Here is a 26,277-nt window from a genome sequence, read left to right as displayed (position 1 = left end):
GACGTCAACCCCTTTTAATTATGTTTGCGAAGTCCGTTATAGATTAAATAATGAACATCTCTTGCTTGGTCGACTAAATCGTACCGCTGTTCTTTCATTACCCAGTTTGTGACAACTTCATCTAATGTTCCAAAAAGTACTTGTCTAACAAGTTTCACTTTTAACTGAGCTTGGAATGTACCATCTTTCATTCCACCTTCTAAAATATCATCCATAAGCGCTAAGTAATCTTTTAAAACTTCGTTGATTTCAAACCTAAGACGCTTATTAGATTGCCTTAACTCAAGCTGAGTCACTATAGCTAAGCTTGGGTCTTCAGAAAGTTGACGAAAATGCATTTCAATTAACTTGTACAACTTTTCATCAGCTTTCTCAATTCGTTCAATCTCTTCTTTGATTTTTGAAACAAATTGACCCATCTTCTCTTCAAACAAAGATACTAATATGTCTTCTTTGTTTTTGAAATAAAGATAGATTGTCCCATCTGCTACGCCAGCTTTTTTCGCAATTTTAGAGACTTGTGAATGATGATAACCATTCTCTGCAATGACTTCAACAGCTGCATCGAGTATTAATTTGTACTTTGGCTTTGCTTTATTTTCCATATTTATGCTCCTGTAACTCTAATGAATGACCAAACACTCTGGTGAATGAATGGTCATTCATTTATCATGATATAAAGAAATGAGTGAAGTGTCAACTTTTTTATATTATTCTGTCTTATTATTTTGCGATTTTTCCTTTTCCTCATCGACTAACTTCCTTCTTAAGATCTTACCGACAGCTGTTTTTGGCAGTTCTTCTCTAAATTCATATAACTTCGGCACTTTAAAAGCGGCTAAATTTTCACGACAATATTGATCTAAGTCTTCTTCAGTCATCTTGGCATCTTCTTTAAGTACAATATAAGCTTTAACCGTTTCGCCTCGATACGGATCAGGAATTCCAGCTACAACTGTTTCTTGAATACCTTCGTGCTCATAAAGAACTTCTTCTACTTCTCTAGGATAAATATTAAAGCCACCTGCAATAATCATATCCTTCTTACGATCCACAATATAAAAGTAACCTTCTTCATCCATATAACCCATATCACCAGTGAAGAACCAACCATCTTTTAAAGATTGTTCTGTTTCTTCTGGTCGATTCCAATACCCTCTCATCACTTGTGGTCCTTTCACTACAATTTCTCCTACTTCACCCGCTTCTAATTCTTCTTGTGTATCTGGGTTAAACACTTTAGCTTCTGTATCAGGCCAAGGTACACCTATGGTTCCTGACCTTCTATTTTCCCATACAAAGTTAGCGTGAGTTACTGGAGATGTTTCAGTAAGACCATAGCCTTCAACGAGACGACCACCAGTTATTTGTTCAAATTGCTCTTGTACCTCGACTGGTAATGGTGCTGAACCACTAATACAAGCTTCTATTGATGATAAGTCAAATTTACTCAATTTAGGGTGGTTTAATAATCCAATATAGATCGTTGGTGCACCAGGAAATAAAGTCGGTCTTTCTTTATGAATCGCTTTTAGTACACTATCGACATCAAACTTTGGAATTAAAATCATTTTTTGAGCCATCATAACCGATAAGTTCATTACTGTCGTCATACCATAGACATGGAAAAATGGTAAAATCCCAAGAACAACTTCATTTGCATGCTCCGTTTTATATAACCATCTTTGACACATCTGAGTATTTGCGACTAGGTTATGATGTGTCAACATCACACCTTTAGGATAACCTGTTGTACCTCCAGTGTACTGTAATAATGCTAAATCTTCATGTGGGTCAACATCACGTTCTTCATATTCACTAGATGCCTCTTCCATCATGTTAATCCAAACGTGTGTATCACCACCATGTTCAGGCTTGACTACAATTCCATATTCACGCTTTTGTAACATTGGTTGAACGACATTTTTAGGAAACGGTAAATAATCTTTAATTCTAGTTGTAACAACATGTTCTAATTTTGTCTCATCTTTGATCGCGTTTACACGTGGGAGTAAAATATCTAAGCACACGAGTACTTTAGCTCCAGAATCACTCATTTGATATTCAAGTTCACGTTCTGTGTAAAGCGGATTTGTTTGAACAACTACTCCACCAGCTAGTAATGTACCATAATAAGCTATTACAGCTTGCGGTGTGTTTGGTAGCATAATACCTACTCTGTCACCTTTTTCTAAGCCTAGTCCTTGTAAATAGCTTGCGAATTTTTTAACAGAGTCGTGCAGTTCTTGAAATGTAATCTCCTTCCCCATAAAATGTATAGCCGTTTTGTTTGGGTAATTTTCCGCACTTTCTACTAAATAGCTTTGTAGTGTCCTGTTGTCATAATTAATAGTTTGTGGGATTTCTTCAGGGTAATGCTCTAACCAAGGTTTCATTACGTCAACCCCCATTAACTGATATCCTCCTTTAAAACTATATTTATAAATATTATAAACACAAAAATAGTCAAATTAAAAACATTATTTAAAATTATCTGAACTTATTTTTACTATTTCGCTAAAATTTGTTCAAAAAGTGTATGTAAAAAAGCCCTGTCATTGACAACTTAGATTCTTTGGTTGTTAAAAACAAATAAAAATCAAAGCGACATATAACAGAGCGATTTTTTTATATATTAATTGGCTATCAGGAAAATAATACCGACTATTACAAATAGAGCAGCAACAACCCACAACACTTTGGCTAATGTTTCCATGATCATTCCCTTTCTAACATAGTATGTCAATTCATGTAGTTTTAGACTTATTTTAACTTTAAGATTGTAACTCCTGTACCACCTTCATTAGCACTTCCAAATTCATAATTCTTGATTGAACGATGCCCTTTAGCAAATTGCTGTACACCTTTCATAAGTGCGCCAGTTCCTTTTCCGTGGATAATTGAAACTTGTTGATACCCTGCTAAAATGGCGTCATCTACATACTTTTCTAACTTGTTAATCGCTTCTTCAAACCGATGTCCCCTTAAGTCTAGCTCAGGTTTTACATGTACTTGGCGGCCTTTAACTGTAGCTAAAGGTTTAGTTTTTTCTTTCTCAGGACGTTTAACAAACTCAAGTTGATCCTTCGCTACTTTCATTTTCATAATTCCTAGTTGTACTTCGTATTCTTGTTCGTTGACTTGTTGGACAATATGCCCTGACTGATTAAAAGTAGCAACATGTACCTCATCACCTGGCAATATCTTTTCAATTTTCTTTGAAGCACTCTTTGTTGATTGTTTTGGCTGTTTAGCGTCTTGAAGTCCTTCTTTTTGTTGTTCTAACTTTTTACGTGCATCGATAAAATGGTGTTCTTTAACACTTTCTTGATTTTTCAACTGCTTTAGTTCTTCTATGACCTCTTTTGTTTCTTCTTCAGCATTTGCAATTATTCTTTGTGCCTTTTCTTTCGCCTTCTGTTCATATTGTTCTTTTTTCGCTAAATACTGGGTATATTCATGTTGAAGTGAATCAAAATAAGCTTCTGCTTCACCTAACGTTTTGGCCGCTTCATCATAATTTCTTTCCGCTTTATTCCTTGATTCTTCTAGTGAAGCAATCATATTTTCAACTGATCTTGAATCATCGCTAACCATAGATTGCGCCTTGTCAATGACTTGATCACTTAATCCTAGACGCTTAGAAATATCAAAAGCATTACTTCTCCCTGGCACGCCTAAAAGTAGCCTATATGTTGGCTTTAATGTCTCTACATCAAATTCAACTGAAGCATTTGTCACTTCATCACGATTATATCCATAAGCTTTTAATTCTGGGTAATGTGTTGTTGCAATAACCCTTGCATTATGTGAAATAACATAGTCTAAAATAGACATAGCTAATCCAGCGCCTTCTTGTGGGTCTGTTCCGGCACCTAATTCATCAAATAATACTAATGAATTGTTATTGATTCGATCTAGTATATCAACAATATTGGTCATATGAGATGAAAATGTGCTTAAACTTTGTTCAATTGATTGTTCATCACCAATATCGGCAAACACATGATCAAAAACAGCCATCTCGCAACCATCTAATGCAGGAACTTGTAAACCAGATTGCGCCATTAATGTACATAAGCCGACCATTTTTAACGTAACTGTCTTACCACCTGTGTTCGGACCTGTTATAACAATTGCGGTGAAATCTTCTCCTATCTCAAGGTCGTTACTCACGACTTCATCATCAGAGATGAGAGGGTGACGCGCCTGCCTCATTAAAATACGACCTTCTTGATTCATAGTCGGCTTAGAAGCTTTCATATTACGCGATAATTTTGCTTTAGCAAACATAAAATCAATTTGCTGTAAAGCACGTACATTCTCATGTAAATAATCAGCATCTTCATAAACTAAGCTCGATAATGATTCTAGTATACGCTCGATTTCATGTTGTTCTTCTACACGTGATTCTTGAAGTTTGTTATTAAAATCAACAACAGATTGCGGCTCAATAAACAGTGTCTGACCTGATGAGGATTGGTCATGGACAATCCCACCAAAACTACCTCGATACTCTGCCTTTACTGGTAAGACATAGCGGTCATTACGAATGGTTACGATTGCATCGGATAACATTTGGCTCTTTGATTTCGTATAACCATCTAAGCGATCACGAATTCTACTCTCATATGACCTAATTTGACTACGAATCGTCCTTAACTTACTAGAAGCGCCGTCCATCACTTGACCATAATCATCTATACAATTTTTAATGGAGCGTTCTAAATTATTCAAATTAGAGATTTGCTCACACCAACCTACTAAAATAGGGGTTTGAATCTCTTCTTCTTCTAAAGCCTCAACAAACTTTTTAATTTGCTTTGAACCATAAATCGTACTAGCCACTTCTAAACATTCAGATGCTTTTAACATACCGCCAATACTCGCACGCTTAATATGGGGCCTTATATCTGTTATTCCTCCTAAAGGAACATGGTTTTTTATACGTAATACCTGTACTCCTTCATCTGTTTCATCATGCCATTTTTGAACTTCAGATAAATTAGAAGAAGGCGTGATCTTGGTTGCAAAATCCTTACCTAAACTCGTCTCAGCTTTCTCACTTAATTGCTCAATAATCTTCTTGAATTCTAATTGATATAATATTTTATCATTCACTTAACTCACCTTTTTTCTTTTTCAAAAAGTGTTGAATTTCTTTCGCTGACCAAGTATTGATCACCGTATCTTTTTCAATCCAACCTTTCCTGGCTGCTTGTACACCCACTTTCATGTCGTCTAACATTTTATAATTATGGGCATCAGTATTAATTGCAATCGTTGCTCCTTTTTCCTGAGCCGCTCTGAGCCAGCTCCAAGTTAAATCCAAACGATTTGGATTGGCATTTAATTCTATAATTGTATTATTTTCAACTGCTAGGTCAATAAACCTATTAAGATCGACAGGATACCCTTTCCGCCTACCTATTAATCGACCAGTTGGATGAGCGATCATATCCACATAAGGATTAGAAATTGCTTGTTCTAAACGGTTCATAATTTCTTCTTCACTTTGATTGAAGTGCGAATGAATAGATGCAATGACAAAGTCCATTTCACTTAAGAATTGATTGTCGAAATCTAAATCACCATTAGGCAATATATCCATTTCAACACCTGCTAAAACGGTTATATCTTCATACTTCTCATTCATCTCACGGATAACCTCACGCTGCTTTCTTAATCTCGTTTCATTTAATCCATTAGCGACTTGTAAATATTTAGAATGGTCTGTAATAGCGATTATCTCATAACCATAGCTTCTTGATTTATTAATCATCTCTTCAACTGATTGTGCTCCATCACTCCAGGTTGTGTGCATATGAAGGTCACCATTAATGTCAGCTAGTTCGACTAGTTCTGGTATTTTAGATTCTACTTCTTCGCCTGTTTCGCGTAATTCAGGTGGGATATAATCTAACCCTAAAAATTCAAAAAACTGCTGCTCACTTTCAAAGGTATGCAATTGTCCTGTTTCACTATCTTCAACACCATACTCACTAATTTTATAACCTTGTTGTTTAGCTAAACGTCTCATCTCTACATTATGATCTTTTGACCCTGTAAAATGGTGTAATGTTGTCACAAAAGCGTCTGGTTCTACCAACCTAAAATCAACAGAAACATCCCATTCACCTGTAATCACAACGGTTACTTTAGTTGTACCTTTTGAAACAACTTCTTTCACATTAGCTAATTGTACTAATTGATTAGCTACTTGTTCTGGATTTTTCGTTGCAATAATAAAATCTAAGTCTTTAACATCTTCTCTTAAGCGTCGATAACTACCAGAAATAGCATAACGTTCGACACCTTCAGTCGTTTCAAGTTGAGTACGAATGACCTCATAAAGAGGAATGACTGATGAAATAGGTAGACGTTCAGGTCTAGAGCCATATTCATCAATTGCTTTAAGTATTTTTTCTACTGACTTCTTGCCGAATCCACTTAGCACTTCAACTTGTCCACTTTCACAAGCTTCTCTTAAAGTCGCTTCATCAACAACACCTAACTCATGATAAAGCCTTGAAAGCTTCTTGCCACCGAGCCCTTGTAATTTTAACAAAGGAATTAAACCTGCTGGGACCTCCTCAGTTAACTGATTTAACGTATTGGTCTTACCCTGTTCAATAAATTCTTCAATAACAGCTTTTGTCCCTTTACCCACACCTTGTAAAGAGCCAAGATCATCTATTTCTCCCAAAGAACGATCATCTCTTTCTAACGCCTGTGCTGCTTTTCGATAAGCAGATATTTTAAAAGCATTTTCACCTTTTAACTCTAAATAAATTGCGATTGTTTCTAAATGTTTAATAACTTGTTTTTTGTCCATAATTATGACCACCTTTGTCGTTTGGTCTTAACAAAAGAAAAGAGGTTGCCCCTTGTGAGTAACCTCTAATTAAAACCTTAATCTTCAAACCACGTATTTTTAATCAGTTCAGATAATACGGGGGTATTCTCAATCATAAACGATGCAATTGCTGAATTTTGTATTAAGTCTTGAACAAACCCAACAGACACTATAGATAATAAGAAAAGTAGAACAAAGATGATGACATACATTTCAATGAACCCAATGATAGCACCTAAGAAGTTATTCAAGCTATTTAAAATAGGAATGTTAGCCACAAAATCTAACATATTAGCAAGTACCTGCATTAATATTTTCACAATGATAAAAATAATAATAAATGCAACGCCATTATAAAATACATCAACCATTCCACTACCACTCATTAAAGCTCCCCAAAAATGGTCATCAGCTGTATTCGGGTTAGGAATCCAAAGTTCAATTAAATCAGCTAAATCTTGATAATAAAGACGCGCAACAATAAAAGCTACTACAAAGCCTGCTAAATGCATTAATTGTAATATAAAGCCTCGTTTTAGGCCTAGTAAAAAACCGAATATTAATAGTATTAATAGGATTATATCGAACATAATTATTTACGATCCTCTTTCCTCTCTTTTTGTAGTAATGCCTCATAGTCTTGTTTTAATTTCAAATAATCATTCATCGTATTTAGTGCTGTTAAAACAGCTAATTGTGTCGTATCAAATGAAGGTTTTGAATATTGAATCTCATCCATTTTTTGATCAACTAAACTCGCAACCATTTTAATCTGTTCTGGTGATTCTTCGCCGACAACGGTATATTTGCGGTTATGTATTTCTACGGTTATTTTATTTTTTTCAGAATCAGACATCAAGGGAGCCTCCTCACCGTTATTCTAAACAATATAGTAACACGTTTACATCAATTTAGGAAAGTGCTCAACATACGTGCGGACTCTAAATACAAATGATATACTTAATCGAGATTGAGATACTAAAAGGAGTTTAATATGGGACAAACTGTCATTAAAGTGAACCAGCAAACTTTAAATCAAATCAAAAAACATTACGAAGCTAACAAAATGAATAAACAGCCACCACATACGGTATTTGCCGCTAAACAAAATGGATGTACCATTACAGCGTACAAATCTGGTAAAGTCATGTTTCAGGGTTCTTCACACGCTGAGGAAGCTAGCCTATGGGACGTTAATCCACAACCTAAGAAAACTCAAAAAACGAATTCAAATCAATCATTAGAAGTACTCAAACAAGACCATATTGGTTCAGATGAGGCAGGTACGGGTGATTACTTTGGTCCAATTACAGTCAGTGCTGTCTATGCGACTGAACGCCAACAAGCTCTTCTTAGAGAATTAGGTGTAAAAGACTCTAAGAGCATGAATGACAATACAATTGCATCGATTGTTAAAGATATTTTAAAAACAGAGATCATTTATAGTACCGTAACATTAAACAACGAAAAATATAATCAATTAAAAGAAAAAAAATGGTCACAAGTCCGTATGAAAGCTTGGATGCACCATCATGCCATTCAACATGTGTTAAATAAATTAGAAACGACAACACCAAACGGTATTGTGATCGACCAATTTTGTGAGCCTAAAGTTTATTACAACAACATTAAAGCATCAAATGATACACCTCACCAAAACATAACCTTTTTAACGAAAGCAGAAAGTCAATCAACGTGTGTGGCTGCTGCATCGATGTTAGCCCGTTATCGCTTTGTTCAAGAAATGGATAGGCTTTCATCTTTAGTTGGTTTTAAGTTACAAAAAGGGGCATCAAATAAAGTAGATCAACAAATTAAACGAATTATTAACTCTAAAGGTGAGCCATATTTAAATGAAATAGGTAAAGTCCACTTTGGAAATACACAAAAGGCAAAGAGACTGAGATAAAACTAAGCATGAATACACAAAACCCGAACGAAATTATAATTTCGTTCGGGTTTTGTTTTCTAATCATCGCTCCATCAAAACACTTCGCTTTCCGCGAGGCGGCGGGTGGGCCTACTCGTACTACGCACTGTGGGGTCTCACCCTTGCCTTTTGCACCCGCAGGAGTCTACGCATTTTGATTCCGCTAAGTAACTGGTCAACTAAGGTGAAATACTAAACGTTCGGGTTTTCACCACACTTCAACCCTTTTGTCCCAACCTCTTATTACCCTCTTAAAACGGCGTCAAATTCTTTTTCTAATTGATTCACAATTGCTCCTCTTGCCTCTTCTATCTCTTCATCTTTTAGCGTACGTTCGTTATTTTGGAAAATGAGGTTAAAGGCGATCGACTTCTTTCCTTTTTCCATATGTTCACCTTCATAAACATCAAAGACACGAACTGATTGAAGGTGTGGTTGTCCTTGGGCGATAATAGCTTTCTCTAGCTGGGCTTGTGCAACCTCTTGATTTACAACAAACGCTAAGTCTTGAGAAGTAGCTGGGTACTTCGTAATAGGTTTATAACCTTCACGTGTATTTGTCGCTTGTAAGATCTCATCAAGGTTTAAATCAAAGACATATGTTTCTTGTAAGTCATGTTCCTTTTGTACTGTTGGATGGACTTGACCAATATAACCAACCGTTTCATCATCTACCTTCACAAGAGCAGTACGCCCAGGATGAAGCTCTTCTAACTGCACTTGTTCAAATTCAACATTTTCAATAGCTAAGTAATCAAATAAACCTTCTAAAATCCCCTTTAAAACGAAGAAATCTACTGGCTTTTGAACACCTTGCCAAGCGTGATTTTCCCACAGTCCTGTAATAGCTGCTGATATTCGAGTTCGTTCATCTGGTTGTGTCTTTTCACCATTTGTTTGAGTATAAATTGACCCTAACTCATACAACCCTACGTTGTATTGGTTACGTGCTACATTGTATTGTAAGCTTGTTAATAATTCTGGAATAGCGCTTAATCGTAAATGGCTGTGTAAGTCACTCATTGGCATCGCTAATTTAACTGGTGTTACATTCAACATTGCAACATCAGGGCTTATAAAACGACATGCTTTACTCTCCGTTGTTAATGAATAAGTGACCGCTTCATATAGACCAGCTGATTGTAGATAATCGTGTACTTCTCGTAATAGCTTTTGACGTTCTGTTAAACCACCTTGACTCATTTCACCTGTTGGTAAAGTGTAAGGAATGTTGTCATAGCCATACAATCGCGCAATTTCTTCAATCATATCTTCTTTAATTTTTATATCTTGACGACGCGGAGGTGCTGTGACTGTAATAGTTTTTCCATCAGTTTCATAATCAAATTGCAGTCGTTCAATAATCGATGTCAATTGATCCATCGAGATTTTAACACCAATGCGGTTCTCCATCTCATCTTGGTTAAATGTAACTTTTTCATGCGTCCATTCTGTCGATCCTTCTTCAACTATAGACCCTAATACTTGTGCGCCTCCTAATTCAGCTAACAATTGAGCAGCTCGACTTGCTGCTTCTTTCACCCGTGTTATGTCTATTCCTTTTTCAAAACGAACGCTTGCTTCACTTCGAAGACCATGATCTTTAGAGCTTTGTCTAATGGTTTTGGGGTTGAAATATGCTGCTTCTAATAATACAGTTGTCGTATCATCTTGTACTTCTGATTTCTCACCACCCATAACACCCGCAATCGCATGGGCTTCTTCACCATTTGTAATAACTAAATGATGATTAGCTAATGTACGCTCTTCACCATCTAATGTTTTAATCGTTTCGCCTTCTTGAGCTAAACGCGTGACCACCTTATTAGAACCGAAACGGTCATAATCAAATGCGTGAAGTGGTTGACCATATTCAAGTAATATATAGTTCGTCACATCAACAACGTTATTAATCGGGCGAATACCTGAACTAATTAAACGATTTTGCAACCATAATGGTGAAGGTTTAATTTGTAAATCTTTAATAATCCAAGCACCATAATATGGATTAGCTTGTTGGTCATCAATCTCAACACTAATATAATCACTCGATTGCTCTTCTGCTTCTTCTAGTTGAACATTTGGAAGAGATAAGTCTTTGTTATAAATCGCAGCCACTTCATATGCCATACCAATCATGCTTAAGCAATCAGAACGGTTTGGCGTTAGGTCAAACTCGATAATAGAATCATTTAAATTAAGTAAAGGAGCTGCTGGTTGACCCGCTACAACCTCTTCATGAATCACATAAATACCATCTTTATACGCTTCATCAATGTATTTCTCATCTACTCCTAGTTCTTGAAGTGAACAAATCATTCCCTCAGACTTTTCGTCACGTAACTTCGCTTTTTTAATTTTAAAATCTCCTGGTAATAAAGCACCTGGTTTAGCAACAATGACGTATTGACCTTCCTTAACATTCGCTGCACCACAAACAATTTGTGACACTTCACCCGCACCAACATCTACTTGGCATAAGTTTAATTTATCTGCATTCGGGTGTTTTTTGCATTCCTTAACGTAGCCAACTACTAAATGATCATCATCCATAATTGGTGGGAATACTTGCTCTACTTCGACACCTGTTTTCGTAATATCTTCAGCTAGTTGATTAATTGATACGTGACTAAGATCAACATATTGTTTTAACCAATTCGTTGAAATAAACATACCTAAATCCTCCTTTAAACACGATGGAATTGTTTTAAGAAACGAACATCATTCGTATAGAAATGACGAATATCCTCAATACCGTACTTCAGCATAGCTATGCGTTCAGGACCCATTCCAAAAGCAAAGCCTGAATACTTCTGTGGGTCAAATCCTGCCATTTCAAGAACATTCGGATGGACTAATCCAGCTCCTAGAATTTCAATCCACCCTGTCTTCTTACATACTGAGCAACCTTTACCAGAGCACACTTTACATGAAATATCCATTTCAACAGAAGGTTCTGTAAACGGGAAAAAACTTGGGCGCAAGCGGATTTCGCGGTCTTCACCGAATAAATGTTTAGCTAATGCATTTAATGTCCCTTTTAAATCACTCATACGAATATTTTCATCCACATATAAACCTTCAATTTGAGTAAACTGATGTGAGTGCGTCGCATCATCTGTATCACGACGATAAACTTTACCTGGACAAATAATTTTAACTGGGCCTTTACCTTCGTGTTTATTCATCGTACGAGCTTGAACTGGTGATGTATGAGTACGCATTAATAACTCTTCTGTAATGTAGAATGAGTCTTGCATGTCACGAGCTGGGTGTCCTTTTGGTAAATTCAAAGCTTCAAAGTTGTAATAATCAGTTTCAACCTCAGGGCCCTCAGCCACTTGATAACCCATACTCGTAAACAAATCTTCAATGTCACGAATAACGCTCATTAATAAGTGAGAACCACCTACTTGCGCTGACTTTCCTGGTAATGTCACGTCAATGGTTTCTTCTCGCAGTTGGTTTTCTACTGCTTCTTGTTCTAGTTTTTCCTTTTTAGACTCAATTGCTTCTGTTATAACATCCCTAACTTCATTGGCTATTTGACCAATGATCGGACGTTCTTCTTTAGCTAACTTCCCCATTCCTTTAAGGACTTCTGTTATTTGACCTTTCTTACCTAAATAATGAATACGTATGTCTTGTAATGCCTGTTGTTCTGTTACTGATTTTACTTGATCTAACGCTTCTTCTTTTAACGTTTCTAAGCGTTCTTTCATGCTAATGTCCTCCTTTACATAAGCCAATATAATATATTCTTTATAAACAAAAACAAAAAACTCGCCCCTTAAAATTAAGGGACGAGTTGTTATGCCGTGTTACCACCCTAGTTGGTATACCTATATATACCCACTTCATTTTATTAACGAGGTAATCCCCGGGCTACCTTTACTTACAAGAAGTGTAAGGTCCAAGTGCCAGCTCGTGAGTGAAATTCATCTAACCGTACGAGTCAGAAACTTTCAGTCGATGGTTTCTGTCCCTATTTAAACGTATCAATCGGTCGATTACTTGGCTCATTCTTAGCTTTTATTTTTCATATCTTCTAAACATGTATTATAGATAAATTCCTCAGAATTATCAAGTCGCTTGAGAAAAATGATATAAAACAATGCTTGTGGCAACACCGACATTTAACGATTCACTCTTTGTCGCAATTGGGATATAAACCGTTTCATCAGCTGAATTTAATAATGTTTCACTTACACCAGAACCCTCATTACCAACTATGACTGCATATTTTTCTGAGGGTTGAACTTGAGATAGAGATAACGCCTGCTCATCCAATGCAGTTCCATAAACTTTGATATTATGGTTATGACAATAATCAAGCCAACGTGACAGCTCATCTCTTATAATTGGTAAATGAAACAACGCACCTTGAGTCGAACGAACAACTTTATCATTGTATAGGTCAACAGAATCCTGTCCTACTACGACCGCATCAATATTAAAGGCTACGGCACTTCGAATAATCGTTCCTAAATTTCCAGGGTCTTGTACAGAATCAATTAATAAAAGTTTATGATAAGTGGGTTTGTGATCTGACTCATTTTGAGAAACAACAGCTAAAACACCCTGATGAGATTCAGTTTGAGAGACCTCATCAAATACCGCTTGGGTAACTGTGTATATTGGATATCTTTCCCATATAGTTGGATACTCTATACCTTCTAATACAATTAGCTCTTGAGGTGTCCAGTCACTATTAAGCACTTCTTCAATAAGGTGCCATCCTTCGACTAAAAACGATTGTTCTTGGTCACGGTATTTCTTCTTATGTAGTTTTTTCCACCTTTTAACACGTTGGTTTTGTCTTGATTCAATAAACATGACATATGCTCCTCTATAATTTGTATATATATCATACATACTATTATTATAATTGGTCAAACTATAAATAAATGTGAGAATAGAGGTGTTCATGTGGATTTAAATCTAAGACAAGCTGTTAAAAACAATGTCGCAGGACATGATGAAGAACAATTAGAAGCGACCATTTCTGAAGCGATACAAAGTGGTGAAGAGAAAATGTTACCAGGACTCGGCGTATTATTCGAAATGTATTGGCAGGAAGCTTCAAATGATGAGAAAGAAGCTGTTTTAAATAAGCTCGAAGAAGAGGTCGGAAAACTTTAGCATCAACCACACATAAAAGTAACAGGCTGAATAATCGTTTCAGCCTGTTACTTGTTTTAGGATTTAGTTAAACGTAATATTTTCTACTGTTTTGCTGTCTAGCTTTTTAATAACTTCAACAATTAATTTCACAGCATTCTCATAATCATCACGATGTAACATCGCTGCGTGAGAATGGATATAACGTGTTGGAACAGTAATAGATAAAGAAGGTACACCATTAGCTGTTAAATGGATTGCACCTGAATCTGTACCACCACCAGCCATTGAATCAAACTGGAACGGGATCTCATGTTCCTCTGCAGTATCTACAACGAAATCACGTACACCTTTATGAGAAATCATAGACGCATCATATAAAATGATTTGCGGTCCATCGCCCAGTTTAGCTGCAGCATCTTTATCAGATACGCCTGGCATATCGCCAGCAATTCCAACATCAACGCCAAAGCCAATGTCTGGCTTAACCGCATGAGCAGATGTACGAGCACCACGTAGGCCTACTTCTTCTTGAACTGTTCCAACCCCATAAACTTCGTTAGGGTGGTCTTCACCTTGTAATTGCTTTAATACATCAATAGCAATCGCACAACCAATACGGTTATCCCATGCTTTAGCAAGTAGAAGTTTGTCATTATTCATAACAGTAAAGTCAAAATAAGGAACGATTGAGTCGCCTGGACGGACACCAAATTCTGCTGCTTCTTCCTTACTAGAAGCCCCAATATCAATAAACATATCTTTGATCTCTACTGGCTTTTTACGCGCTTCTGCTGATAGTATGTGTGGTGGTTTTGAACCAATTACACCTGTAACATCACCTTTACGTGTTGTAATTGTAACACGTTGTGCAAGCATTACCTGATTCCACCATCCACCAACTGTTTGGAAGTATAAGAACCCTTTGTCATCAATACGAGTAACCATAAAACCTACTTCATCTAAGTGGCCAGCAACCATAATTTTCGGTCCGTTTTCTTGGCCCACTTTTTTCGCAATTAAACTTCCAAGATGGTCAGTCTTTACCTCATCTGCATAAGGGCTTATGTATTTCTCCATTACTTCACGTGCTTCTTTTTCATTACCTGGGATCCCTTTTGCATCAGTTAAATCTTTCAGCATTGTTAATTGTTCATCTAATTTTGCCATGCTGAATCCTCCTTTTTTAAAAATTTTTCGACACCTTGTCCATTATAACGTTTTCATGAAAAATTCTCAAAATTTCTGAGGTATTTCCTATTTAATAACCCTGTTCTTGTCTTTGATGGTTTTCTTCATTTTTTTCTAAGTAAGCGTTCACAACTTCATCTGTTGAAAAAGATAACAACTCTCCTAAAGCTAGATAAGCATTCATAAGTTGTAGATAATGACTTTCTAAGGGAGCTTGTTTAAATTGTTCAATTCGGTTATAAACTAAATGAAACCCTTCTGTTAATAACTGAACTCGGGGTAAGTCTAGTTTATGTTCATTATAGCGGTAATCATAATCAAGCCCTAAAGATAATATAAAGTGAACACCATCAACATATTCTTCTAAAATAATTTCACGGCTACTAGCTGCTCTTTGACTCCAATATTTAAAACAACGTGTTTCATTCGCTAACTCTCCAACCTCAACCATTAAAGCTAACACTTTATCTAAATAAATTTCACTTCGAGATTTAGAAAGTGATTGCATAATTCTTTCATCCAGTTCAAATTGAAGTTCATAAAGTCGATTCCAATCCATTATTACTTACCACCTTTGTTGTTTGTTTTAATTATTGTGTCACCTTTGTGGGGTTGTTGCAAAAAAATCTTCCCATTTCAAAACAATTTCTTTTCTTCGAAGTAAGTAAAAGAAAAGTAAAATAACCATTAAGATGGTTATTATATATTGCCATTGTAGTGATTGAATCCAATTTCCAAACGTTGTATAAATCACCGCTAAAGGAATGTTTGATAAAATCGAAAGCTTAGTATATTCTTTAAAATTTCTCGACATCTCGATAATTAACAATGAAATTAGATGAAAATGAATAAAAGGAGTCATTCTTAACAAGACAACTTGCGGTACACTTAATTGTTGGTGCTGACCAAACAACCGCTCACGGAGACGACTTAACCTCTTACAGAGAATGGGCATTTTTTGCATCATGAAATAAAACATTATACTTGATAAGGTAACACCAATTAACGAGTATATAGCACCATATGTAATGCCAAAGAACAATCCACCTGTTATACAGATAAATGCAACAGGAATAAATAAAAAAGGGCGTATGATGTGGAACATAATAAATACTGCTGGAGCAAATATTGCAACGTGATGATCCACTTGCTGTACCCAAGTCATTATGTTTTCCATTCCTTAGGCCCCTCCAATGTTATATGTGATCACTATACCTTATGACAATAGACGAGCCTTTATGACATAGAATTAGTAGAGTAAGATTAACATCCAACCAATTGTCAGTAGCGGCATACCATACTGAAATAGTACATGTTTAGTTTTATGGCGAAAGTAAATCATCCCAAACCAAGCACCAGGGGCACCACCAACTAATGCCGTTACCCAAAACGTTCTTTCAGGAATACGCCATTTCTTTTTTCTTGCATAACTTTTATCAAGCCCCATCATGAAGAAACCTATTATACTTGCAATTCCGACTAATATATACAAAAATATTTCCATACCTCATCCCTCTTCATTCATATAAATACCTTTTCAAATAGCAAACCTTAAATTGCAGTCAAAAGCCTTTTCAAGCACTTATTTACTTTATTATATACCAAAAAAGAGTTGCCCAATATCAGTAGGCAACTCTTTTAATCTCATTATTTTAAAGCTGTTTTTGCTTTAGTAGCTAATTCAGCAAAGCCTTTTTCATCGTTAACAGCTAAGTCTGCTAGCATTTTACGGTTAACTTCAACACCAGCAAGCTTTAGCCCGTGCATTAAACGGCTATACGTAATGTCGTTCATACGTGCAGCTGCGTTAATACGAGCGATCCATAGTTTACGGAAGTCACGCTTCTTTTGACGACGGTCACGGTACGCATACTGACCTGACTTCATCACTTGTTGTTTTGCTGTTTTGAATAACGTTCTTTTAGAACCATAATAACCTTTAGCTAACTTCAACGTACGTTTACGACGCTGACGTGTAACTGTTCCACCTTTAACACGTGGCATGGTAATCCCTCCTGTAAATCCTTTTAGTATTTATTGATCCGAACTTATTTATAAGGCATTAATTTGTTTAAACGAGCTTCGTCACTTTTATGAACGATTCCGCTCTTAGCTAAGCGACGCTTTTGAGCCTTTGTCTTATTACGGAATAAGTGGCTTGTGAAAGCGTGAGAACGCTTGAACTTTCCTGTACCAGTCTTCTTAAAACGCTTTTGTGAACTTTTATGCGTCTTCATTTTTGGCATAATGAAATCCTCCTTAAATGATGTTGTTGCTCACCTTATTTTTCGTTTGTTGGAGCAAGCATTAAGAACATGTTACGACCTTCCATTTTAGGCTTTGTCTCAACTGTGCTTAAATCACTGCATGCCTCAGCAAAACGCTCAAGTACTTGTTGACCTAACTCTTTGTGCGTAATAGCACGGCCACGGAAACGAACGCTAACTTTAACTTTATCACCTTTTTTAAGGAACTTTTGAGCATTGCGAGCTTTTGTGTTAAAGTCATGGTCTTCAATCTGCGGTGTTAGACGTACTTCTTTTACGTTAATAATTTTTTGCTTTTTACGCTGCTCTTTTTCTTTCTTCTGTTGTTCAAAACGGTATTTACCGTAATCCATAATACGAGCAACTGGCGGTTTTGCATTTGGTGCAACTAAGACAAGGTCTAAGTTTGCCGTTTCAGCAATGTCCAATGCTTCTTGACGTGATTTTACTCCTAATTGTTCACCATTCACATCAATGAGTCGCAATTCTTTCGCGCGAATGCCCTCATTAACATTCATATCCTTGCTAATAGTGAGCCACCTCCAAAAATTCTTAGAAAATTAAGGCGTACTGACAAGTGTTATTGTATTAACCATAAAAAAAGTGTCGGTACACATACTGCACCCACACACTAATTTCGTTAATCTATACGCATCTCACGTATAAAATAGAAAATTAATCAAACCTGTCAACTGCTATATGCGTCAATCAGGTGAGAAGCGGGTGCTTCTACTTGTCTTTAATTCGCCTTATTTAATTACCTTATCTAGTATAACGAGGTGAAACATAAATGTCAAGTACTAAATAAGGCAGCCATGCTAGAAGCAGACTGCCTTAAAATTATAGCTTACGATTATTTATTTCGTCAACAATAGATTGAGTGAATTCATCTAATGAGATGGTTTCACTATCTTTCTCACCATATTTACGAATATTAACCGCTTCTTCATTCATCTCATGATCACCTAATACAAGTGAGTATGGAATTTTTTGTGTCTGGGATTCACGAATTTTATAACCTAATTTTTCATCTCGTACATCTAGCTCAACACGTACGCCTTCATACTGTAACTTCTCTTGAACTTTTTTCGCATAATCCATATGCGCTTCTAACGATACAGGAATTATACGGACTTGTTCTGGTGATAACCATGTTGGGAAAGCGCCTTTATATTCTTCAATTAAGAATGCAACGAAACGTTCCATTGTTGAAACAACTCCACGGTGAATAACAACTGGGCGGTGCTCTTTACCGTCTTCACCGATATAAGTTAAGTCAAAGCGCTCTGGCTGAAGGAAGTCAAGCTGAACTGTTGATAAAGTCTCATCTTTGCCAAGGGCAGTTTTAACTTGAACGTCTAGCTTTGGACCATAGAATGCCGCCTCTCCAGATGCTTCCACATAATCTAACTCCATCTCTTCCATTGTTTCTTTTAATAAAGCTTCTGCTGTATTCCACATTTCATCGTTATCCACGTACTTCTCCTTATCGTCTTTGTCATGATAAGATAAGCGGAAGTAATAATCATTAATTCCAAAATCTTTATACACGTTTTGGATCAGCCGTACAACTCGAGTAAATTCATCTTTTAATTGATCAGGACGTGCAAAGATATGAGCATCATTTAACGTCATCCCACGTACACGTTGTAAACCAGCCAATGCACCTGACATTTCATGACGATGCATTGTACCAAGCTCAGCAATACGAACAGGTAGATTACGATAACTGTGTAATTGATTTTTATATACCATCATATGGTGTGGGCAGTTCATTGGTCGAAGCACTAAGTCTTCATTATCCATCTCCATAGTTGGGAACATATCATCTTGATAATGGTCCCAATGTCCACTCGTTTTATATAAATCAACACTACCTAACACTGGTGTATAGACATGGTCATAACCTAAACGCTCTTCAATGTCGACAATGTACCTTTCAATTGTACGACGAATTGTTGCTCCTTTAGGTAACCATAACGGTAGACCTTGGCCAACTTTTTGTGAAACAGTAAAGATTTCAAGTTCTTTACCTAATTTACGGTGATCACGCTCTTTCGCTTCTTCAAGGAGACGTAAATGTTCTTCTAATTGACCTTTTTTCTCAAACGCTGTTCCGTAAATACGTTGAAGCATTTTATTATCGCTATCACCGCGCCAATACGCACCTGAGATTGATAACAGTTTAAATATTTTAATTTTACCTGTATGCGGCACATGGACTCCACGGCAAAGGTCAAAGAATTCACCTTGTTCATAGATCGAAACTTGTTCACCTTCTTTAATATCATTGATTAATTCAAGCTTTAAATCATCACCAATTTCTTGATAGCGTTGTTGAGCCTCTTCACGAGATACATCTACCCTTCTAATTTCTAATGCTTCATCGACTATTTTTTTCATTTCTTTTTCGATTTTTGGTAGATCTTCAGGTGTAATTGTATCTTCCATGTCTAAATCATAATAGAAACCACCCTCAATGACTGGTCCTACTCCTAATTTCACATCGCCATACAATCGTTTAATTGCTTGTGCCATTAAATGAGCAGTTGAGTGCCTTAAAACGTCGATGCCGTCATCGTCGCGGTATGTGATGATTTGAATGTCTCCATCTTGATGAAGTTCGGTTCTTAAATCAACCATTTCGCCGTTGAATTTACCGGCTAATGCCTGCTTTTTCAACCCAGAGCTTATATCCCCTGCTATATTTTCTATCGTCGTACCCTTTGGAAACTCCTTAGCATTTCCATCTGGGAACTTGATCTGAATCATTTCACTCATTTTACATCCACCTTTCCACTTATTTACTTTGACGTCTGATGTGACTCGTACAAAAGCTGTTTTATAAAACAAAAAACACTCATCCCTTAATATAAAAGGGACGAGTGTTTATACCCGTGGTTCCACCCTGATTCTGCACCATGCAGCTCTCAAGAGATCGTTATCGCCGATAGACGTTCATTGCTAGAATTGTATACAAGTTCAAGTTCACAATGAATGCTCGGAGGTGGTAAACAATAAGTCATACTTGAAAGCTCGCAGCCAAGGCTTTCTTTTCTGTAAAGTTGGATCAAATTGCTCTTGTCCTCTTCAATGCATAACCGTATTTACTTTATTATGTACGTATTATAACGATGTTAAGTAGGAAAATCAAGAGCTAACTTCACAGATTATTTATTGTCTTTTATTATTCATTTCAAAATAATGCGGAAATTGATTAATCGGGTATAGACAAACTCTTTCTTGGAAAATGTTCATTAGACTATAAATTTCATGAATGCGATCATTTGAAGCATAAACATCCACTCGATTCGGAGCAATCGCTAATAATTTACCGATCACTTTCGTTTGGTCCATAATTTCTTGAAACGGAGTTGTCGCAGATGATAGAATCTGATCTTGAATTAACTTACCATTACCTTCAAACAAAATAGCATCTTGCTTGTAATAAACAATAACATGCTCATAATAAGGCTCTTGACCATCAATAAAGCTTCTCAACTGCTCCATTCGATCTTGAAAATGTAACTCACCTTGCCATTCTTCAATGCCAAACCCAACGATTTCATACCAATCCCCTTCTTGAGAAAAGAGTTGTTCATAAAGATGTTCCATTTCTAAACTTGTTGTATTCTCTTGATTAAAAATATAATGAACTAATCGTTCATACAGTGAATCATTCAATTCACTGTGCAACATTTTTGGAGCAGTACTTAATGAAACGACAAATGGTATGATTTGCTCAATCTCATCATCATCAAAATAATAAGCCTCTCGTAAAATCTTTTGTGAAATTCTAGGTACATAAGTATCTAAAATATACGGAAAAATTAAATCAACTAAGCTCGTCCGCTTCACAAATAAATTATTGGACAACCAAACAGTATTTTCGTAAGCATGTACATTTCCTTTGAAGTTAACTGTCATTAAGTACAAGTAAAACTGTTTTGCTTCGTACTCATTTTTAAATACTAAACTTGTTTCTTTCACTCCACATCCCTCTTTCATAGAACAAGGTATTACAGTTTATGAAAGCAAGTTTGAAAACATGAAAGAAGCGACCAATATTTATTGGTCGCGATGATTTGCTCCGGTTACTTGTACAGGTTCACTCACTTGACTAATTCGCTCCATAATACGAGCCGCTTTAAGTTCCTCAACGTCACCTCGTCCTGCTTTGGCTAACATTTTCTCTAGTTCATTTAAATCATAATTCGATGTAAAAAATACAGGAAGACGTTCCATCATTCGAAACTGTAAAATTGCACCTAATACTTCATCTCTAAACCACGGAGATAAAAATTCAGCACCAATATCATCAAAAATTAAAACTGATGCACGTTTAAATTTGTCAATCTTTTGATTAATCGTTGAGTCTGTAATCGATGCTTTCATTTCCCTAACAAATTCAGGCATAAAAATTAAGAGTGTGTCAATTTGTTTTTTAGCTAACTCATTAGCTAAAGCAGCTAATAAATAAGTTTTTCCAACTCCAAAACTCCCATGCAAATATAAACCTTTATTAGGTAGTTGATCCCCACGTTCATAAAACTGCTGTACTTTTTGGAGGGCTTCTGTTCTTCCGTAAGCATCTAGTTTTATTTGAGAGAAAGATGCTTCATGAATCTCTCTTGGCATGTGTAAGCTTTGAACAAAAGAGCGTTGCTTTTGCATATAAAGTTCTTTTTCTTTTCTTTGGCATTCATGATAGATTAACTTAACTTTTCCGCTTTGTACTCGGGCTTCTGGAACGTAACCTGGAATGACATTAATACAACTTTGTAATGACTTACACTTCTCACAGTTAAGTGATTGATCGTCATATTCATACAACTTCATTAATTGTGACTCAATTTGGCTTTCAGTTAGTTCTGGGTGTTCTTTTAATAACTTTTTGACACGTTCTGAAGATAACACTTTATCTCGCATTTCTTTCATCGATGCTTGAAAATGATCGTTATTTTTCAACCAGTTTTTGAGCGTAGATTGAATGGGTTCCATTAAAATCATCCTTCATTCATTGTTTCGATTGTGAAAAGCTTTTAAAGAAAGCTTCTAAATCCTCATTTGAATCTTCTATTTTTGAATCTTCTAGTTTTTTATTTTCATCTGTTTTTTGAGGTTCGTTTTTTTGTTGTTTTTGCTCTTTAAACCATTTCGGTAATACTTCCTTAGATTTACTTGTAGATTTCTGCTGTTTTTGTTTCTTTTTTTGTTGCCACGTTTGATACATATGATGTTCCTTCTTCGCCATATCCATTGCAGCTTTAGCTGTATTTACACCTTCACGACTCCAATGGGCAGCTATTGTATCCATATAATTACGATTTAATTTATTCCCATTTTTCTTTAATACGTAGTGAACTAATACATTCATAACAGGTTGGGATAATCCATGCTCTTCCATTAGATTCGTAATCATTTCAATCTCTTTCATTGAAGCGATTCCAGAACTTGAATGGTCCTCTAGCAATTCACGATGGGTAATTTGGTCAAAATGTTGAATCAATTGGTTCTGTTTCGATTCAGGTTGTTCATTGGACGTTGCCTCTACTACCTCATCCTGACCTACTTTATGTGCTTGTCCTTTTGTATACAATCGTGGTGGGACCGTACCATGCTTTTTATAATAAATATCTTTACACATATCAAGAAATTCTTGACGGTCAAAACCTGCATCCTCATTTACAGCCCAAAGCAATGCCTTCTCCAACTCTAAATAGTCAACATCATAGATTTTGATTATTTTTTCCATGTAATTCAAATTAGCATTCGTTAGAATATTTTTCGGTTCTATTTGTTGTTGAGTTAGCATTTTGTATAACCATTCTAATGGCAAGTCAGTTTGAATAACCAGTGATTCATCAGCTTCTCTTTTAGGGGGCTGTTTTTTATGTGCGACAGTTGTAAATACATCATCAAAACTAAGAGTCACATCTTCTACGTTTGATGATATTGAAGGTTTTGGTGCAAGTCGCTTTTGTAATTGTTGATGCGCTTCTTTTCCAACGTGATGTTCTAATAAAACTGATAGAGTTGGATGATCAAAAAATTGAAAAGCCGAAACAGGCCGTCTTAATAAATAATAAAAAGTCCGGAAACTATCCTCTTCTTTAAATGACTTTAATAACCCAATTCCTTCAAGCTTTTTACGCGCTTCATATAGATCATCTAATGTTATATTTAAAAGACTCATCATATAATGATGCGAGATTTGTGATTGTGATAATTGGGAGGTCGATGAGCGCCACAAGGCTTGATATAAAGCCACACTCTCCTTGCCGATTAACGGCTGATAAAGCAGTGTTAGAACAGAATCCGCATCTTCAAAAAACGTTGTTTGCTTAATTATTTGCATTTGATCATTAGGTAATAAATGCTTCATCCGCTCTTGCACGATCATCACTCCCCTCTTGTTTCTATCTAACTATTCTTCGTACGGTTAATCATATCATGTAACTCATTCATAAATACATTAATGTCTTTAAATTGTCGATAAACTGAAGCAAATCGAACATAAGCCACTTCATCAACTTCAGCTAACCGACCCATTATCAATTCCCCAATATCTTGACTTAAAATCTCTGAGTTACCTTGATCTCTTAAATCCTTCTCAACATCAAAGGCGACTTGTTCGATTTGCTCTAATGAAACGGGTCGCTTCTCACAAGATTTTATTAAACCACGCTTTAACTTTTCTCGGTTAAACTCTTCTCTCGTACCTTCTTTTTTCACGACAATAAGTGGAATTTCCTCAACGCGCTCAAAAGTTGTAAATCGATAATGACAATCATCACATTCACGTCGACGTCTAATCGATTTACCTTGATCAATTGGCCTTGAATCTAAAACTTTTGTGGTTTTATCATCGCAATTTGGGCATCTCATATGTTAGCCACCTCAAAAACATATTTTCAATAATACTATTTTGTTTATTATAACAAAAAGTTCATAATTTTAATGGGTTCTGCCTTATTTCATTATAAAGAAAAACAAAAACCATCGCCAAGTATTTATTAATATTTTAAATGGGTAACTTAGACTTCATTGTGATTTAGGTTCTTTGAAAGACAACAGACGAACCACTTTTGAGTATATAACCTAAATAAAAAAACTGCTTCAATAGTTAAAGGTTTATAACTGTTGAAGCAGCTTATTAAGCTTAAATTATATTTTATTGATGAACGTATAATTGGTTTCCTACGTATTTCACTAAGTCAACTACTCGACATGAATAGCCCCACTCATTATCATACCATGCTAAGACCTTTACTTTACGATCATCCATTACGATCGTTGATAAACCATCTACAATAGATGAATAAGGTGAAGTTGTGTAATCAATTGAAACTAACGGGTCATCATTAATCGATAGATAATCATTTAATTCTCCATTCACAGCATCATGGAATGCTTGATTAACTTGTTCTTCAGTAACATCTTGTTCTAGGTCAACAACTAGGTCTACTAAAGAAACGTTAGGAGTCGGGACACGTAATGCCATTCCGTGTAATTTTCCGGTTAAGCTCGGTAAAACTTCATTAATCGCTTTAGCAGCTCCTGTTGATGTTGGGATGATTGATTGTGTACATCCACGAGCTCTTCTTAAATCTTTATGAGGATTATCTAAGTTTTGTTGATCATTTGTAAACGCGTGAACGGTCGTCATTAATCCATTTTCAATTCCGAATTTTTCATGCAATACTTTAGCGACTGGTGCTAAACAGTTCGTCGTGCACGAAGCATTTGAAATAACATGGTGCTTTTCAGGGTCATAAGTTTCTTCATTAACCCCCATCACAATCGTTTGATCAGCTGGTTTTCCTGGGGCAGTAAGTACGACCTTTTTAGCCCCTGCTTCTATATGTGCTCCTGCTTTGTCATTTGAATTAAATTTACCTGTTGCTTCAACAACAACATCAACATTTAATTCATCCCATGGTAATTCAGCAGGATTACGGTTTGAAACCTTCATAATTTTATGCCCATCTACAACTAATTCATCATTAACAACCTCAACAGAGCCTTCATACGCTCCGTGTACTGAATCATATTTAATTAAATGAGCTAACGTTTCTGTTGGATAGCTTGCATTAATTGCTACAATTTCTACTTGTTGTTCTTTCATCGCACGGCGAAATACCATTCTACCTATTCGCCCAAAACCATTTATTGCTATTTTTGTTACACTCATTTAAAGTCCCCCTCAATAACTTTATGTTATACTTTTTGTTGTTTTATTGATATTAGTATAACACATTAAGTTAGAAATGTGAGGAGTTTTTTATAAAAATGGACAAAATTTAAGTTTAAACCTCTATTCCCCAAGTATTTAAAATGTCTTTTAATTGATCTTCACTTTCTTTTATAGAACCACCGTTATTGACAATAGTATCAGCCAGGTCCTTTTTTTCAGTGATCGGGATTTGTGCGTTAATTCGTTCTAAAGCTTTCTCAGCTGAAATTTCATCACGTTTAGTCAGTCGATCAAGCTGTATATCAGGATCAACATAGACGACTAGCACCTTATCTACATAATGAAACAAATCACTCTCAAAAAGTAACGGAATATCCATTACTACAAGTTCCACGTTATTTGAGACATACTGATCACGTCTTTCTAACATCCTCTTTCGGATTTTGGGATGCATAATTTGATTCAGCTTTTTTCTTTTTGATTCATCTTGAAAAACGATATTACCTAAAGCTTCCCTGTTTAAAGAACCATCTTCTTGTAATACTTGCCTTCCAAAAGTCGCAACGATTTGTTCATAAGCTTCTTCACCTACTTGCACGACTTCTCTTGATATTGTGTCTGCATCGATTACTGGAAAGCTCCAATCAATCAGCATGTTTGAAATAGTTGATTTACCTGTTGCAATACTGCCTGTTAATCCAATAACTAATGTCAT

The 26,277-nt window shown here is 36.0% G+C and carries 25 protein-coding genes and 3 other annotated features; of the genes, 2 read left to right on the top strand and 23 right to left on the bottom strand.

The window, feature by feature from the left end:
- Window positions 1–14 precede the first annotated feature (14 nt).
- From fadR to zapA, 6 genes are all read right to left on the bottom strand, one after another.
- Window positions 15–605: a fatty acid metabolism transcriptional regulator FadR gene (gene fadR / locus ABDZ63_RS04720; RefSeq protein ID WP_343782118.1), complete on the bottom strand. Its 591-nt coding sequence runs from the start codon at window positions 603–605 to the stop codon at window positions 15–17.
- Window positions 606–710: 105 nt separating this feature from the next.
- On the bottom strand, window positions 711–2,411 hold the full coding sequence (locus ABDZ63_RS04715) for a long-chain-fatty-acid--CoA ligase (protein ID WP_343782117.1): 1,701 nt from the start codon (window positions 2,409–2,411) through the stop codon (window positions 711–713).
- A gap of 352 nt (window positions 2,412–2,763) precedes the next feature.
- Window positions 2,764–5,121: an endonuclease MutS2 gene (locus ABDZ63_RS04710; RefSeq protein WP_343782116.1), complete on the bottom strand. Its 2,358-nt coding sequence runs from the start codon at window positions 5,119–5,121 to the stop codon at window positions 2,764–2,766.
- Window positions 5,114–6,835: a DNA polymerase/3'-5' exonuclease PolX gene (gene polX / locus ABDZ63_RS04705; RefSeq protein ID WP_343782115.1), complete on the bottom strand. Its 1,722-nt coding sequence runs from the start codon at window positions 6,833–6,835 to the stop codon at window positions 5,114–5,116. The genes ABDZ63_RS04710 and polX overlap by 8 nt, the downstream gene beginning before the upstream one ends.
- Before the next feature lie 77 nt (window positions 6,836–6,912).
- The gene (locus tag ABDZ63_RS04700) at window positions 6,913–7,446 is read right to left on the bottom strand and encodes a CvpA family protein (protein WP_343782114.1); all 534 of its coding nucleotides are present in this window, start codon (window positions 7,444–7,446) and stop codon (window positions 6,913–6,915) included.
- Window positions 7,447–7,448: 2 nt separating this feature from the next.
- The gene (gene zapA / locus ABDZ63_RS04695) at window positions 7,449–7,712 is read right to left on the bottom strand and encodes a cell division protein ZapA (protein WP_343782113.1); all 264 of its coding nucleotides are present in this window, start codon (window positions 7,710–7,712) and stop codon (window positions 7,449–7,451) included.
- A gap of 138 nt (window positions 7,713–7,850) precedes the next feature.
- Between zapA and rnhC the strand changes: the two genes are divergently transcribed.
- A complete protein-coding gene (gene rnhC, locus ABDZ63_RS04690) occupies window positions 7,851–8,765 on the top strand; it encodes a ribonuclease HIII (protein ID WP_343782112.1) in 915 nt (304 codons plus the stop codon).
- Between the two features lie 264 nt (window positions 8,766–9,029).
- Here rnhC and pheT read toward each other — a convergent pair whose 3' ends face one another.
- The 3 genes from pheT to ABDZ63_RS04675 all read right to left on the bottom strand — a co-directional run bounded on the left by pheT (window position 9,030) and on the right by ABDZ63_RS04675 (window position 13,622).
- Window positions 9,030–11,459 carry a phenylalanine--tRNA ligase subunit beta gene (gene pheT / locus ABDZ63_RS04685; protein WP_343782111.1) on the bottom strand — a complete coding sequence of 810 codons (2,430 nt, stop codon included), beginning with the start codon at window positions 11,457–11,459 and terminating at the stop codon, window positions 9,030–9,032.
- A 14-nt stretch (window positions 11,460–11,473) separates the two neighbouring features.
- On the bottom strand, window positions 11,474–12,508 hold the full coding sequence (pheS, locus tag ABDZ63_RS04680) for a phenylalanine--tRNA ligase subunit alpha (RefSeq protein WP_343782110.1): 1,035 nt from the start codon (window positions 12,506–12,508) through the stop codon (window positions 11,474–11,476).
- A gap of 74 nt (window positions 12,509–12,582) precedes the next feature.
- Window positions 12,583–12,822: a binding site (T-box leader), on the bottom strand.
- Window positions 12,823–12,869: 47 nt separating this feature from the next.
- Window positions 12,870–13,622 (bottom strand): TrmH family RNA methyltransferase, encoded by a 753-nt coding sequence (locus ABDZ63_RS04675; protein WP_343782108.1) that lies wholly within the window; start codon window positions 13,620–13,622, stop codon window positions 12,870–12,872.
- A gap of 93 nt (window positions 13,623–13,715) precedes the next feature.
- Here ABDZ63_RS04675 and sspI point away from each other — a divergent pair, with 93 nt between their 5' ends.
- Entirely contained in the window at window positions 13,716–13,928 is a 213-nt protein-coding gene (gene sspI, locus ABDZ63_RS04670; RefSeq protein ID WP_343782107.1) for a small acid-soluble spore protein SspI, read from the top strand.
- A 63-nt stretch (window positions 13,929–13,991) separates the two neighbouring features.
- Here the strand turns inward: sspI and ABDZ63_RS04665 are convergent, their stop codons facing one another.
- The 14 genes from ABDZ63_RS04665 to coaE all read right to left on the bottom strand — a co-directional run bounded on the left by ABDZ63_RS04665 (window position 13,992) and on the right by coaE (window position 26,277).
- Window positions 13,992–15,077, bottom strand: a complete 1,086-nt coding sequence (locus ABDZ63_RS04665; protein WP_343782105.1) for a M42 family metallopeptidase — start codon at window positions 15,075–15,077, stop codon at window positions 13,992–13,994.
- Between the two features lie 91 nt (window positions 15,078–15,168).
- Complete coding sequence (locus ABDZ63_RS04660) at window positions 15,169–15,657, bottom strand: dUTP diphosphatase (protein WP_343782104.1); 489 nt, start codon at window positions 15,655–15,657, stop codon at window positions 15,169–15,171.
- Window positions 15,658–15,696: 39 nt separating this feature from the next.
- A complete protein-coding gene (locus tag ABDZ63_RS04655; protein WP_343782102.1) occupies window positions 15,697–16,275 on the bottom strand; it encodes a TVP38/TMEM64 family protein in 579 nt (192 codons plus the stop codon).
- 72 nt (window positions 16,276–16,347) lie between these two features.
- A complete protein-coding gene (locus ABDZ63_RS04650; protein ID WP_343782101.1) occupies window positions 16,348–16,602 on the bottom strand; it encodes a DUF1294 domain-containing protein in 255 nt (84 codons plus the stop codon).
- 143 nt (window positions 16,603–16,745) lie between these two features.
- Window positions 16,746–17,102 carry a 50S ribosomal protein L20 gene (gene rplT / locus ABDZ63_RS04645; protein WP_343782100.1) on the bottom strand — a complete coding sequence of 119 codons (357 nt, stop codon included), beginning with the start codon at window positions 17,100–17,102 and terminating at the stop codon, window positions 16,746–16,748.
- 44 nt (window positions 17,103–17,146) lie between these two features.
- Entirely contained in the window at window positions 17,147–17,344 is a 198-nt protein-coding gene (gene rpmI, locus ABDZ63_RS04640; RefSeq protein ID WP_343782099.1) for a 50S ribosomal protein L35, read from the bottom strand.
- A 35-nt stretch (window positions 17,345–17,379) separates the two neighbouring features.
- Entirely contained in the window at window positions 17,380–17,883 is a 504-nt protein-coding gene (gene infC, locus ABDZ63_RS04635) for a translation initiation factor IF-3 (protein WP_343782098.1), read from the bottom strand.
- 73 nt (window positions 17,884–17,956) lie between these two features.
- Window positions 17,957–18,106 (bottom strand) — a sequence feature (ribosomal protein L20 leader region).
- A gap of 99 nt (window positions 18,107–18,205) precedes the next feature.
- Window positions 18,206–20,146, bottom strand: coding sequence for a threonine--tRNA ligase (gene thrS, locus ABDZ63_RS04630; RefSeq protein WP_343782097.1), 1,941 nt, complete (start codon window positions 20,144–20,146; stop codon window positions 18,206–18,208).
- 93 nt (window positions 20,147–20,239) lie between these two features.
- Window positions 20,240–20,468: a binding site (T-box leader), on the bottom strand.
- A 71-nt stretch (window positions 20,469–20,539) separates the two neighbouring features.
- Window positions 20,540–21,355, bottom strand: coding sequence for a sporulation protein YtxC (gene ytxC, locus ABDZ63_RS04625; protein ID WP_343782096.1), 816 nt, complete (start codon window positions 21,353–21,355; stop codon window positions 20,540–20,542).
- A 78-nt stretch (window positions 21,356–21,433) separates the two neighbouring features.
- Window positions 21,434–22,366 carry a primosomal protein DnaI gene (gene dnaI, locus ABDZ63_RS04620; RefSeq protein ID WP_343782093.1) on the bottom strand — a complete coding sequence of 311 codons (933 nt, stop codon included), beginning with the start codon at window positions 22,364–22,366 and terminating at the stop codon, window positions 21,434–21,436.
- 16 nt (window positions 22,367–22,382) lie between these two features.
- The gene (locus ABDZ63_RS04615; protein WP_343782092.1) at window positions 22,383–23,768 is read right to left on the bottom strand and encodes a replication initiation and membrane attachment family protein; all 1,386 of its coding nucleotides are present in this window, start codon (window positions 23,766–23,768) and stop codon (window positions 22,383–22,385) included.
- 20 nt (window positions 23,769–23,788) lie between these two features.
- Entirely contained in the window at window positions 23,789–24,253 is a 465-nt protein-coding gene (nrdR, locus tag ABDZ63_RS04610) for a transcriptional regulator NrdR (protein WP_343782090.1), read from the bottom strand.
- A gap of 286 nt (window positions 24,254–24,539) precedes the next feature.
- Window positions 24,540–25,559 carry a glyceraldehyde-3-phosphate dehydrogenase gene (locus ABDZ63_RS04605; protein ID WP_343782088.1) on the bottom strand — a complete coding sequence of 340 codons (1,020 nt, stop codon included), beginning with the start codon at window positions 25,557–25,559 and terminating at the stop codon, window positions 24,540–24,542.
- 115 nt (window positions 25,560–25,674) lie between these two features.
- Window positions 25,675–26,277 carry a dephospho-CoA kinase gene (gene coaE / locus ABDZ63_RS04600; RefSeq protein ID WP_343782087.1) on the bottom strand — a complete coding sequence of 201 codons (603 nt, stop codon included), beginning with the start codon at window positions 26,275–26,277 and terminating at the stop codon, window positions 25,675–25,677.

The organism is Alkalibacillus silvisoli (genome assembly GCF_039521975.1).
Classification (GTDB): Bacteria; Bacillota; Bacilli; order Bacillales; family Alkalibacillaceae; genus Alkalibacillus; species Alkalibacillus silvisoli.
This window is presented reverse-complemented; position numbering and strand designations above follow the sequence as displayed.

Bases quoted from the DNA above. Each gene is read 5' to 3' on its own strand.
- fadR (WP_343782118.1), bottom strand. From the start codon at position 605: ATGGAAAATAAAGCAAAGCCAAAGTACAAATTAATACTCGATGCAGCT.
- ABDZ63_RS04715 (WP_343782117.1), bottom strand. From the start codon at position 2,411: ATGGGGGTTGACGTAATGAAACCTTGGTTAGAGCATTACCCTGAAGAA.
- polX (WP_343782115.1), bottom strand. From the start codon at position 6,835: ATGGACAAAAAACAAGTTATTAAACATTTAGAAACAATCGCAATTTAT.
- ABDZ63_RS04700 (WP_343782114.1), bottom strand. From the start codon at position 7,446: ATGTTCGATATAATCCTATTAATACTATTAATATTCGGTTTTTTACTA.
- zapA (WP_343782113.1), bottom strand. From the start codon at position 7,712: ATGTCTGATTCTGAAAAAAATAAAATAACCGTAGAAATACATAACCGC.
- rnhC (WP_343782112.1), top strand. From the start codon at position 7,851: ATGGGACAAACTGTCATTAAAGTGAACCAGCAAACTTTAAATCAAATC.
- pheT (WP_343782111.1), bottom strand. From the start codon at position 11,459: ATGTTTATTTCAACGAATTGGTTAAAACAATATGTTGATCTTAGTCAC.
- pheS (WP_343782110.1), bottom strand. From the start codon at position 12,508: ATGAAAGAACGCTTAGAAACGTTAAAAGAAGAAGCGTTAGATCAAGTA.
- ABDZ63_RS04675 (WP_343782108.1), bottom strand. From the start codon at position 13,622: ATGTTTATTGAATCAAGACAAAACCAACGTGTTAAAAGGTGGAAAAAA.
- ABDZ63_RS04665 (WP_343782105.1), bottom strand. From the start codon at position 15,077: ATGGCAAAATTAGATGAACAATTAACAATGCTGAAAGATTTAACTGAT.
- ABDZ63_RS04660 (WP_343782104.1), bottom strand. From the start codon at position 15,657: ATGGATTGGAATCGACTTTATGAACTTCAATTTGAACTGGATGAAAGA.
- ABDZ63_RS04655 (WP_343782102.1), bottom strand. From the start codon at position 16,275: ATGGAAAACATAATGACTTGGGTACAGCAAGTGGATCATCACGTTGCA.
- ABDZ63_RS04650 (WP_343782101.1), bottom strand. From the start codon at position 16,602: ATGGAAATATTTTTGTATATATTAGTCGGAATTGCAAGTATAATAGGT.
- rplT (WP_343782100.1), bottom strand. From the start codon at position 17,102: ATGCCACGTGTTAAAGGTGGAACAGTTACACGTCAGCGTCGTAAACGT.
- rpmI (WP_343782099.1), bottom strand. From the start codon at position 17,344: ATGCCAAAAATGAAGACGCATAAAAGTTCACAAAAGCGTTTTAAGAAG.
- infC (WP_343782098.1), bottom strand. From the start codon at position 17,883: ATGAATGTTAATGAGGGCATTCGCGCGAAAGAATTGCGACTCATTGAT.
- thrS (WP_343782097.1), bottom strand. From the start codon at position 20,146: ATGAGTGAAATGATTCAGATCAAGTTCCCAGATGGAAATGCTAAGGAG.
- dnaI (WP_343782093.1), bottom strand. From the start codon at position 22,366: ATGGAACCCATTCAATCTACGCTCAAAAACTGGTTGAAAAATAACGAT.
- ABDZ63_RS04615 (WP_343782092.1), bottom strand. From the start codon at position 23,768: ATGATCGTGCAAGAGCGGATGAAGCATTTATTACCTAATGATCAAATG.
- nrdR (WP_343782090.1), bottom strand. From the start codon at position 24,253: ATGAGATGCCCAAATTGCGATGATAAAACCACAAAAGTTTTAGATTCA.
- ABDZ63_RS04605 (WP_343782088.1), bottom strand. From the start codon at position 25,559: ATGAGTGTAACAAAAATAGCAATAAATGGTTTTGGGCGAATAGGTAGA.
- coaE (WP_343782087.1), bottom strand. From the start codon at position 26,277: ATGACATTAGTTATTGGATTAACAGGCAGTATTGCAACAGGTAAATCA.